Here is a 10,400-nt window from a genome sequence, read left to right as displayed (position 1 = left end):
CTGCCGGCGTCCGGTCGCGCCGTCACCGGGAAGCAGTCGTCGTGGACGTGGAGGCGCACGGGCCGCAGGGCCTCGGCGCGGAGCCCGGTGCGGCGACGCGACCGGGGCTGAGCACGGCCGCCTGAACGGGCGGGTTCCGCGGGCCCTCCGGGAGCCGCAGGACTCGTAGGAGCCACAGGACTCGCAGCACCCGCCGCACCCGCACCCGCCGCATCCGCACCCGCGCCCGCCGCATCCGCACCCGCGCCCGCCGCATCCGCACCCGCGCCCGCCCACCGGCGCGCGGCCGTGCCGGGTGGCGGTCGGCGCTCGCTCCCGTGCCCGGTCCCGGCGTCCCGTCGCGCCCTCACCGGGAGGCCTCCGGGGCGAGGGCGCGATCGTTGTCGCCGCCGGGGTGGTGTTCCGGCTCCCGTTCGCACAGGTCGGCCGTGCCGAGGAGCCCGAGCGCCGCGCCGACGACCTCGTCGGCGGTGATCCGCAGCAGCCGTTCGTCGGGCAGCCGCCCGTGCGCGTCGCCGGGCCGGGGCGAGTCGTCGCCGTCCGGGTGCCACAGCACGCGGTGCCGCGGACGGGAGGGCGGCCCCCACAGGCGGGGTGCGACCGGGCCGAACAGGACGACCGACGGCGTGCCCAGCGCCGTGGCCAGATGGGCCGGCCCGGTGTCGCCCACGACCACGCAGGCGGCCCCCGCGACCAGCGAGGCCAGCCGGTCGAACGGCAGGTCGCCCTCCGCGCCGCCCAGCACGGCGCCCGCCGGCAGCCCCGCCGCCGCGGCCACCCACCGCGCGCACTCCGCCTCCCCGGAACCCGCCGTCACCACGACGTCGTGACCCCGGCGGCGCAGCTCCCGGGCCACGGACGCGAACCGCTCCGGTGGCCAGCGGCGCGCCCCGGCGTCGGCACCGGGGTGGACGACGACCGCGCCGGGTGCGGGGGAGGGCGTCGCCGGTGCCGGAATGCCCAGGTCCTCCGGGTCGGCCTCGATGCCGTACCAGGTGAGCAGCCGGCACCAGCGTTCCCGCTCGTGCTCGTCGTCCCGCCAGGCCGGCCCCGGGCATCCGGGGGTGCCCGGCTGGGCGTACGCGAAGAGCCGCCGCGGGCCCAGCCGCTGGAGCAGCCGGCGGCTGGGCGGGCCGTTGCCGTGCAGGTCCACCGCGAGGTCGGGCGGTGGACCCGTCCAGGCCAGGTCCGCCGGCACGGCACGCCCCTCGGCGTACGCCGGCAGCAGCCGGTCCACCAGGCCGGTCGCCGCCGTCGCCGCGGCCAGCCGTTCGGGGGCGGCGAGCACGATCTCGTGGCCGGGCAGGTGCCGTCGCAGGGCCCGGAGCGCGGGTACGGCGGTGAGCAGGTCACCGAGCCCCAGCGCCCGCAGCACCAGCACCCGGGGGCGGTCCGGCGCGTCCGGGCGGCCTGACTGGCCGAGTTTCATGGAAGGGCTCCTGTCTCATGGCGATGGCCGGTCTCAGTCCTCGCCCGCGCCCGGCCCGACGGGCACCGCGGCCCGTGCCGCCCGGCGGGCCAGCAGAGTGGTCGAGCGGCCGTCGAGGTACGGCAGGACGACCGCCTGCCCGCCCCACCCGCGCAGCACCTCCGCCTCGGGGAGGTCCTGCACGGCGTAGTCGCCGCCCTTGACCCATACGTCGGGCCGCAGCCGCCGCAGCAACGCCTCCGGCGTGTCCTCCTCGAAGACCACGACGGCGTCGACGCTGCCGAGGGCCGCCAGCACCCGGGCGCGGTCGGCCTGGGGGGTGAGCGGGCGTCCCGGACCCTTGCGGCGGGTGAGGGACGCGTCCGAGTTGAGGCACACGATCAGGCAGTCGCCGATGCGCCGGGCGCTCTCCAGCAGGCCCACATGGCCGGCGTGCAGCAGGTCGAAGCAGCCGCCGGTGGCCACCACCGTGCCCCCGCGCGCCCGGACCCGCTCGGCCAGGGCGAACGCGTCTCCGCCGGGCTCGTCCACGAGGCCGCGGGCACGGCCCGTGTCCCACAGCCCGGGGTTGCCCGCGCCGCCCGCCGAGACGAAGGCGGCGGCCTCGGCGGTGGCCCGCTGCACGGCCTCCTCGGGGAGTGCCCCGTCGGCGAGGGCCACGGTCGTCGTGGCCGCGAAGCAGTCACCCGCACCACACGGATCGCCCACGGCCCGGTACGGCGCCGGCACCAGCATCGGCGTGCCGCCGCCGGGCCGGGCCAGCAGCGCGCCGCGCTCGCCGAGCGTCACGGCCACGCCCGCCGCGCGCCAGCGGACGGCCAGCTCGGCTCCCCGCTCGGCGTCCGCCCGCAGCGAGACGGCCTCACCCGGGCACAGGGCACGCGCCTCGGCCGCGTTCGGGGTGACGAGCCGCGCCCCGGGCACGGGGGCGCCGCCCCTGGGATGCGGGTCCCACACCAGCGGGGTCCGGGGCGCGAGGGCCGCCAGGTGATCCCGTACGGCGTCCGCGGCGCCCCGGCCGTAGTCGGCGACGAGCACCGTGCCCGCCCCGTCCAACGCTTCCCGCACGGCCGCGTCCGGTGCGCCGGGCGTTCCGCCGCCCCGGTCCATCCGGACGACGGGGCGGCCTCCCGCGAGGACCCGGGTCTTCACCGGGAGGGTTCCCTCCAGGGGCAGTTCGACGAGCCGTACCCGGCCGCGCAGCTCACCGCGCACGGCCTCGCTGGCGTCGTCCTCGCCCAACGCGGTCACCAGCACCACCTCGCGGCCGTCGCGGGCGGCCAGTGCCGCGGCCAGTCCCGCTCCGCCGGGGCGGCGGCGGCTGCCCGTGACGTCGACGACGGGTGCGGGCGCGTCGGGGGACAGCCGGGTCGCCGCGCCCTCGACGTCCTCGTCGAGCAGGACGTCCCCGACGACCACGAGCGGCCCCGGCCCGGTCACGACACCCTCCCGTGGACCTCGACCGGACGGCGCGCTCCGGCGCCCGCGCCCGTGGCGGACCCCAGCGGGCCGCCGAGGGCGGCGTCGAAGCACTCGCACAGCAGGTGGACCGCGACCAGATGGGCCTCCTGGACGGTGGCCGTGCTGTCGGCGTCGATGAAGAGCGTCTCGTCGGCGGCGTCGGCCAGCGGGCTGGGCCAGGGCCCGGTCATCGCCCACACCCGCAGCCCGGCCCGGCGGCCCGTGACCGCCGCCGTGATCAGGTTGGCGCTGCGGCCGGACGTGGACAGCAGCAGGAGCACGTCGCCGGGGCGGCCGTGGGCGGAGACCTGCCGGGCGAAGACGTGGTCGAAGCCGTAGTCGTTGCCGATGGCCGTCATGCTGGACGTCTCCGCGTGCAGGGCGATCGCCGAGTACGCGGGCCGCTCCTGCCGGTAGCGGCCCACGAGCTCGGCGGTCAGGTGCTGGGCCTGGGCGGCGCTGCCGCCGTTGCCGGCGGCCAGCAGCCTGCCGCCGGCCGGCAGGACGTCGGCGAGCAGGCCGCCCCATCCCGCGATCCGTTCCAGGCCGTCGTGACGGAGCCGGCCGAGGGTCTGTTCCAGGGACCGGCAGTGCAGGCGCGCGGCGTCGAGTACGGGGGACACGGGGGATTCAGCCATGGCGATCGGGTGCGCCGCGTCACGGGGACGGCGGCCTGACCCGCACCTCCTTCGGACCTTGGGGGTTCGTGGTCTTGGTGCCGTGGTGGCCGGGGCGGCGCGGTACGGCGCGCCGGGCCGTCAGACCACGCCGGTCATGGCGGGCCGGGCCTCGACGACCTCCTCGTACGCCTCCTCGGTCGCCGCGGCGACCTGGTCCCAGCAGTAGCGGCGCAGGACACGGCGCCGTCCGGTCTCCCCGCAGGCCGCGCGGGCCGCGGGGTCGGCGAGGAGCTCGCCGACGGCGCGGGCGAGCGCCTCGGGGTCGCGCGGCGGCACCAGCCGTCCGGTGGCCGGGTCGGCGACGGTGTCGAGCTGCCCGCCCACCGCGCTGGCGACCACCGGCCTGGCACAGGCCATCGCCTCCAGGGGGACGATGCCGAACGGTTCGTAGTCCGCGGGGCACACCACCACGTCGGCCCCGCGCAGGAGTGGCGGCACGTCCCGGCTGGCCACGCCGCCCGTGAAGCGGACCCGGTCCGCGACGCCCACCTCCTCGGCGAGCGCGCGCAGCCTGCGGACCTCCGGGTCGTCGTCGAGCCCGCCGGCCGTGGGACCACCGGTCACCACGAGTTCCGTGTCGGGCAGCCGGGCGAGGGCGGCGACGGAGACGGCGGCGCCCTTGCGCGGGACCAGACGGCCCAGCTGGAGGATGCGGTGGGGGAGCGGGCCCCGCTCCATGGCGGGCCCTCGGGGGGTGAACAGGCCGGTGTCGACCCCGCAGGGCACGATGCCGACCCTGCTCGCGGGCACCCCCATCCGGGAGAGCTCGTCGACCTCGTCCCGGCAGGTGGCGACGACCCGGTCGCAGCCGAGGCCCACCTCCTTCTCCAGGGCGATGCGCTGCGGCGGACTGGTGTCGGCGAGCTGCTGGTGACGCCGCTTCACCGTGCCCAGCGCGTGGTACGTGTGCAGCAGCGGCAGCCCCAGCTCGCGGGTCGCCCGCAGGGAGGCGAGGCCCGACATCCAGAAGTGCGAGTGCACCACGTCCGGGGACCTGGCCCGCCACATCCGGACCAGGTGACGGCCGAACTCGCCCATGTGGGGCAGGAGTTCGTCCTTGGGGATGTGCTCCGGCGGGCCTGCGGGCACGTGGTGCACCTCCACCCCGTCGCGCAGCGCCACCCGGTCGGGCAGGTCGGGCGAGTCCCGGCGGGTGTACACGGTCACCTCGTGGCCGCGGTCGGCGAGCGCGGAGGCGAGTGCGGCGACGTGGACGTTCTGTCCGCCCGCGTCCACCCCGCCGAGGGCGGCGAGGGGGCTCGCGTGCTCCGAGACCAGCGCGATCGACCTGGGGCGCGGGCCGGGGGAGACGCTGCCGAGCCGGGAGGGGGTGAGGATCGAGTTCATGTGCGCGCCTCCGTCATCACACGCTCCCAGTCGTCCAGGAAGCGCTTGAGCCCATAGCGTTCGAGGGCCGCCTGCCGGGCGCGCGCGCCGTCGTCGGCCGCCGCCCCGGGGTCCTCCAGATAGGTGCGTACGGCCCGGGCGAGCACCTCGGGCCGGGTGGACAGGGTGCCCGCGCCCGGCGGGACCGCCTCGACGGCCTCGGTGGTGGCGAGGGCCACGACCGGCATGCCCAAGTGCATCGCCTCCAGCAGCGACAGGCCCAGCGACGTCCAGCGCACCGGGTGCAGATACAGGCGGCGGTCGGCCATGGCGGCGTGCAGGTCGCTCTGCGGCAGGTCGGCGCCGCGGCAGCGGTCCTCGGGCAGGCCCAGCTGTGCGGCGAGGCCTTCGGTGCGCATGCCGAACACGTCCAGCGGTGCCGCCTCGGCGAGGGCGGGCAGCAGATCGGTCCCGGTGTAACGGCCGCGCCGCAGCGGTTCGTTGACCACGACGGCCGCGCGGGCGAGCCGTCCGGTGTACCGGTGCCCCGGGTCGACGATGCCGTGCTCGATCACCTCGGTGCGGGTGGAGCCGCAGTCCCAGAACAGCCGGTTGAAGTGGGTGACGTGAACCAGCGTCAGGTCGTCGCGGTCGGCGAACGGGTGCCGGGTGTCCGGGACGTCGCCGTCCGGGGCGTTGTGCTCCAGGTAGACGGCGGGCACGTCACGTCCGGGCCGGCGGCCGCCCAGCCACCGCTCGGCGAGTTCGGGTTCGTGCGGGCGTTGCAGCACCACCAGGTCCACCGGGTGCTCCCGCAGTTCGCCGGGCGTCACCTCGTGCACCGAGGCCGGCCAGGAGAACGTACGGGCCCGGCCGAGGCCGTCCGGCCCGCGGTCCGGGGTCACGGGAACGAGGTAGGTGTGGGGGCCCTGCACGAAGGCCGTCGTCCAGGAGCCGTGCACGTGCCACAGCAGGATGTTCATACGGTCGCTCCCTGGTGAGGCGGGCCCGCGGCGGGGCCGCACAGGTCGGGGCGGCGGGGCGGGCCGCCGAGTTCCGCGACGGCCGCGAGGAGCCGCCGGTCGCCGATCCCGTCGAGGCAGGGGTGCCCGGTCAGCGGGCACTGCCGGGCCCGGGTCCCGGCACACGCGGCGTCCTGGTCCCCGAGCAGGACGTGCGGCACGCCGTACGGGCCCCAGCGCTCGGCCGGCACCACTGGTGCGAACAGACACACGACGGGGGTGCCCACCGCGGCTGCGAGGTGCGTCGGCCCGGTGTTGCCGGCCACCACCACACGCGCCCCGGCCAGGACCCCCGCAAGCTGCCGCAGATCGGTGGCCCCGCCGAGGTCCAGGGCGTGCCCGCCCGCCACGTACGAGGTCAGGTCCCGCTCGCCCGGGCCCCCGGTGACCACCACTCGGTGGCCGGCGGCGGACAGGGCGGCCGCGGCCCGTGCGGCACGGGCGGGGCTGAAGGCCCGGGCCGGTACCGCGGCACCGGGATGGAGCACGACGTACGGCTCGGCACCGGTCAGGTGGGTGGTGTCGGGCGGCGGCTTCACGCGCAGCGCCCCGTCGTCGCCGGGAGGCAGCGCGAAGCCGGAGTCGCGCGCCAGGTCGAGGGCGGCCAGCGCCTCGTGACGGCGGGGCAGCCGGTGGTGGCGCAGGTCGAGCAGGGCGCCCGGGTAGTCCTCGCTGTCCGCGGCGGTCCAGCCGACCCCGGCCAGCTTCAGCAGCAACGCGATCGGCAGGGGGCTCTGATGGTACGACACCAGCACCAGGGCGCGGTCGAAGTGGCGAGCCGACAGCTCCTTGACCAGCCGGTCCGTCGCCGCCCGCGACACCGCCGCCGGATCGAGGCCCACCCAGGGGGCGTCGTACTCGATCACCTCGTCCACGCCCGGGAGCATCCGCCCGGCCGAGACACCCAAAGGCCCGCACAGCAGTGCCGTGCGGGAGGAGCCCGCGGCCACCGCGCGGACGGCGGGGCCGGCCAGCAGCACGTCACCGGCGCTGTCCAGGCGGACGACGAGTGTGCGGGGGAGAGCGGTGGCGGGACTCATGGCCGGCCTCCCGCCTCCGCGCCGCCGGGAGACGTCCCGGATCGCGCGACGGCCCGGCCGACGGCGCTCTCCGCTCCCAGTGCCAGCCGCACCGCGCCGAGCAGGTCGTCGGCCACACTGGCGGCGGCGGCGATCTCCTCGCGCCGGGTCACGGGGGTCGGCACCAGGACCCCGCGGGCGCCCGCGGCACGGGCGGCGGCCATGTCGGCGCCGATGTCCCCGATGACGACGGTGTCCCGGGCCCGCACACCGAGCCGGCGGCAGGCGGCGAGCACCAGGCCCGGGGCGGGCTTGCGGCAGGCGCAGCCGTCGTCGGGGCCGTGCGGGCACACCGCCCACACGGCGAACGGGCCGAGCAGCTCCTCCATTCGCCGCTGCACCGCCCGCACCTGCCGGTACGTCAGCAGGCCGCGGGCGACACCCGACTGGTTGCTCACGACGCCGAGGGGGATGCCCCGCTCGCGTACGGACGCGACGGCCTCCGCCGCCGAGGGCATGGGGCGTACCCGCGCGGGATCTCCGTTGTAGGGAACGTCGGCCACCAGGGTGCCGTCCCGGTCGAAGAGCACGGCACCCGGGAGGGCGGCGTCCTGAGGGCCCGGGGGCGGCGGCAGGCGGTCGCCGGTCGCGAACAGCCAGGGGCGGCCGGTCATGAGCCCACTCCTTCCCCTGCTCGCGCTTCTCGCGGTTCCCGCTCCGCGAGCGCAGGTGACGCGTCCGGGCGGAACGCCGCCGTACCCCGGTGCAGAACCTCACCGCGCAGCCGGTGCCAGCCGGCGACGGGCGGGATGGCGACGCTGGTCAGCGCCATGGTGACGATCTCGTCCCGGGTAGGCGGCCCCGGCGTGATCCGCGCGAGGGCGAACTCCGCGGTGCCGGCCAGCCAGCCGGCGGCACAGGCCGCGGCGGCACGGCGCCGGCCGAGAGCGGCGCAGGCCAGGGCGGTCACGGCGAGCGCGGTCACCGCGAGGTGGCCGGGCAGGCGCCCCCGTGGCGCGCCCGCGCGGTCCCACCAGTCACGGCCGTGCCGCCGCCGCATCAGTACGTCGTCGGCGTTGCCCGCCTGCTGCCGTACGGAGATCCAGCGGTCCGCCGGCCGTACGGGGTGCCGTGTCACGCGGGTCCCGGCGGTCAGCCGCCGGCCGGAGCCCAGGACACGCAGCGCGAGGTCCGCGTCCTCCCGGAAGGCCCGCCGGAACCGTTCGTCGAAGCCGCCGACGGCCTCCAGCGCCTCCCTGCGGTACGCCATGTCGGCGGTGATCCACCGGGCGGTGGCCAGTCCCGCCGTGTTGCGCTCCCAGTCGGTGGGCCGCCGCCCCTGGGGAAGCGGCACGTCGATCCGGGCGGTCACCCCGGCGCTGTCGGGCGGGGCCGCCGCGAGGTCGAGGGCGAGGTCGTCCGCCCAGGTGGGGCCGGGCACCACGTCGTCGTCGAGGAAGACGATCCAGGGGACGCGGCCCGCGGCCCACCATCCGGCGTTGCGCGCGGCGGCCGGGCCCCGGGCGGGTCCCTCCACCACGGTCGTGATGTCCCGCAGCAGTGGGGGAACGTCCGCGTCGAGCGGGGCGCCGCCCGGCTCCCGACGGTCGTCGACGACGATCACCCGGGCCGGCCGGGGCCCCGTGGCCCGGGCCAGCGCGTCGAGACAGGTCCGCAGGCTCGGCCGCCCGAGCGTCGGAACCACCACGGCGTACGTGACGTCGCCGTCACCCGGGTCCGGCCGGTCCTCGAGGTGGGCGCGCCCCTGTCGGGCGAAGTCGCTCATCGGGTCCCCCCTTCACCGCCGGTTCCGAAGAGGCCCTGGCGCCGCACCGCGTACGGGCCGATCGCCAGCAGGTCGACGGGGGACGAGCCGAAGCACTCCAGCGCGTCCCGCGGATCGTCCACCATCGGCCGGCCCGCGGTGTTCAGGCTGGTGTTGACCACCACGGGCAGCCCGGTCAGCTCCTCGAACCTGCCGAGCACGCGGGCCACCAGGGGCTCCCGCGCGGCGTCCACGGTCTGGATGCGGGCGGTCCCGTCGACGTGCACGACGGCCGGGATCCGCTCGCGCCACCCGGGGGCCACGTCGTGCACGAACAGCATGTACGGGCTCGGCAGCGGGCCGTCGAAGATCTCTCCGGCCCGGTCGGCGAGGACCATGGGCGCCACCGGCCGGAACTGCTCGCGGCCCTTGACGTCGTTGAGCCGCTCCAGATTGCCCGCGTGCCCGGGGTGCGCCAGCAGTGAGCGGTGTCCCAGTGCCCTCGGGCCGTACTCGGAGCGGCCCTGGAACCAGGCGACGATGCCGTTGTCCGCCAGCGTGCGGGCCACGGTGGCCGCGATGTCCGCCGGCCGCTCGAAGGGCACGCCCGCCGTCTTCAGCCAGGCGCCGAGTTCCGCGTCCGACCAGTCCCGGCCCAGATCCGCGCCCGGCATGGGCTCGGGCTGCTCGCCCTCGGTCGCCGCGAGCAGCAGCGCGCTGCCCAGCGCCGTCCCGGCGTCACCGGCGGCGGGCTGCACCCACACCCGGTCGAAGGGGCCCTCGCGGGCGATCCGGGAGTTGGCGACGCAGTTCAGCGCGACGCCCCCGGCGAGGGTGAGGGTGCTGTCGTGCGTCCTGCCGTGCAGCCAGCGCGCGAGGTCGAGCAGCGTCTCCTCCAGCACGGCCTGGGCACTGGCCGCGACGTCGGCGTGCGCCTGCGTCCACGGCTCGTCCGGGCCGCGCGGAGGGCACAGCTCGTGCCAGGGCACGCTCGTGGCACGGAACCCGCCGTCGCCGGTGGGGTACACGTGGCGGCGCAGCTCGGGCAGCATGCGCGGGGTGCCGTGCGAGGCGAGGGCCATCACCTTGAACTCGTCGGAGGAGCGCAGGAATCCGAGGTGTTCGGTCAGCTCCTCGTACACCAGGCCCAGGGAATGGGGCAGCTCCTGCGCGTGCAGGGGTTCGAGACGGTCGCCGACGCGGTGCGCGGCCAGGTGCGAGGCGCGTTCGCCGCGGCCGTCCAGCACCAGCACGGAGGAGTCCCCGGCGTCCGGCGCGGCGAACGCGCTCGACGCGGCATGGGCCATGTGGTGCGGTACGAAGCGGACGATGCCGGGGTCGAGCCCGGGCAGTGCCGCCTTGAGGAAGCCGGGGGCTTCCCGCGCGTACGTCTGCCGCAGGTGGTCCCACGGGTCGTCGAGGCCCATCTCCCCGGCGGGCCGGGCGAGTTGCGGATCGTAGGAGTAGGTGACCGCGTCGAGGTCCTGGGGGCGCAGACCGGCTCGGGTCAGGCACCAGGCGGCGGCTTTCTCGGGCAGTTCCCAGGCGGCGAACGGCACGGGTCGTTTCCCGTGTTTGCGCCGGGAGAACCGCTCCTCCTCGGCGGCGGCGACGGTACGGCCGTCGACCACGAGCGCGGCGGCCGGGTCGTGGAAGAGCGCGTTGATTCCGAGAATGCGCATGAGGGGGAGACCTTTC

The 10,400-nt window shown here is 77.0% G+C and carries 9 protein-coding genes; all 9 read right to left on the bottom strand.

What is annotated here, in order from left to right:
* Positions 1-346: 346 nt before the first annotated feature.
* The gene (locus ACZ49J_RS26340; RefSeq protein WP_467451872.1) at positions 347-1,429 is read right to left on the bottom strand and encodes a glycosyltransferase family 9 protein; all 1,083 of its coding nucleotides are present in this window, start codon (positions 1,427-1,429) and stop codon (positions 347-349) included.
* 33 nt (positions 1,430-1,462) lie between these two features.
* Positions 1,463-2,869 (bottom strand): D-glycero-beta-D-manno-heptose 1-phosphate adenylyltransferase, encoded by a 1,407-nt coding sequence (gene rfaE2, locus ACZ49J_RS26335; protein ID WP_467451871.1) that lies wholly within the window; start codon positions 2,867-2,869, stop codon positions 1,463-1,465.
* Entirely contained in the window at positions 2,866-3,528 is a 663-nt protein-coding gene (locus tag ACZ49J_RS26330; protein ID WP_467451870.1) for a D-sedoheptulose-7-phosphate isomerase, read from the bottom strand. The genes rfaE2 and ACZ49J_RS26330 overlap by 4 nt, the downstream gene beginning before the upstream one ends.
* 120 nt (positions 3,529-3,648) lie before the next feature.
* Positions 3,649-4,917 carry a glycosyltransferase gene (locus ACZ49J_RS26325; protein ID WP_467451869.1) on the bottom strand — a complete coding sequence of 423 codons (1,269 nt, stop codon included), beginning with the start codon at positions 4,915-4,917 and terminating at the stop codon, positions 3,649-3,651.
* Positions 4,914-5,879: a glycosyltransferase gene (locus ACZ49J_RS26320; RefSeq protein ID WP_467451868.1), complete on the bottom strand. Its 966-nt coding sequence runs from the start codon at positions 5,877-5,879 to the stop codon at positions 4,914-4,916. Before ACZ49J_RS26320 ends, ACZ49J_RS26325 begins: the two co-directional genes overlap by 4 nt.
* Positions 5,876-6,958, bottom strand: coding sequence for a glycosyltransferase family 9 protein (locus ACZ49J_RS26315; protein WP_467451867.1), 1,083 nt, complete (start codon positions 6,956-6,958; stop codon positions 5,876-5,878). The genes ACZ49J_RS26320 and ACZ49J_RS26315 overlap by 4 nt, the downstream gene beginning before the upstream one ends.
* A complete protein-coding gene (locus ACZ49J_RS26310; RefSeq protein WP_467451866.1) occupies positions 6,955-7,611 on the bottom strand; it encodes a D-glycero-alpha-D-manno-heptose-1,7-bisphosphate 7-phosphatase in 657 nt (218 codons plus the stop codon). The genes ACZ49J_RS26315 and ACZ49J_RS26310 overlap by 4 nt, the downstream gene beginning before the upstream one ends.
* Positions 7,608-8,723 (bottom strand): glycosyltransferase family 2 protein, encoded by a 1,116-nt coding sequence (locus ACZ49J_RS26305; RefSeq protein ID WP_467451865.1) that lies wholly within the window; start codon positions 8,721-8,723, stop codon positions 7,608-7,610. Before ACZ49J_RS26305 ends, ACZ49J_RS26310 begins: the two co-directional genes overlap by 4 nt.
* Positions 8,720-10,384, bottom strand: a complete 1,665-nt coding sequence (locus ACZ49J_RS26300) for a carbamoyltransferase family protein (RefSeq protein ID WP_467451864.1) — start codon at positions 10,382-10,384, stop codon at positions 8,720-8,722. Before ACZ49J_RS26300 ends, ACZ49J_RS26305 begins: the two co-directional genes overlap by 4 nt.
* Between the last annotated feature and the right edge of the window lie 16 nt (positions 10,385-10,400).

It is taken from the genome of Streptomyces sp. NPDC030840 (assembly GCF_055572015.1).
This window is presented reverse-complemented; position numbering and strand designations above follow the sequence as displayed.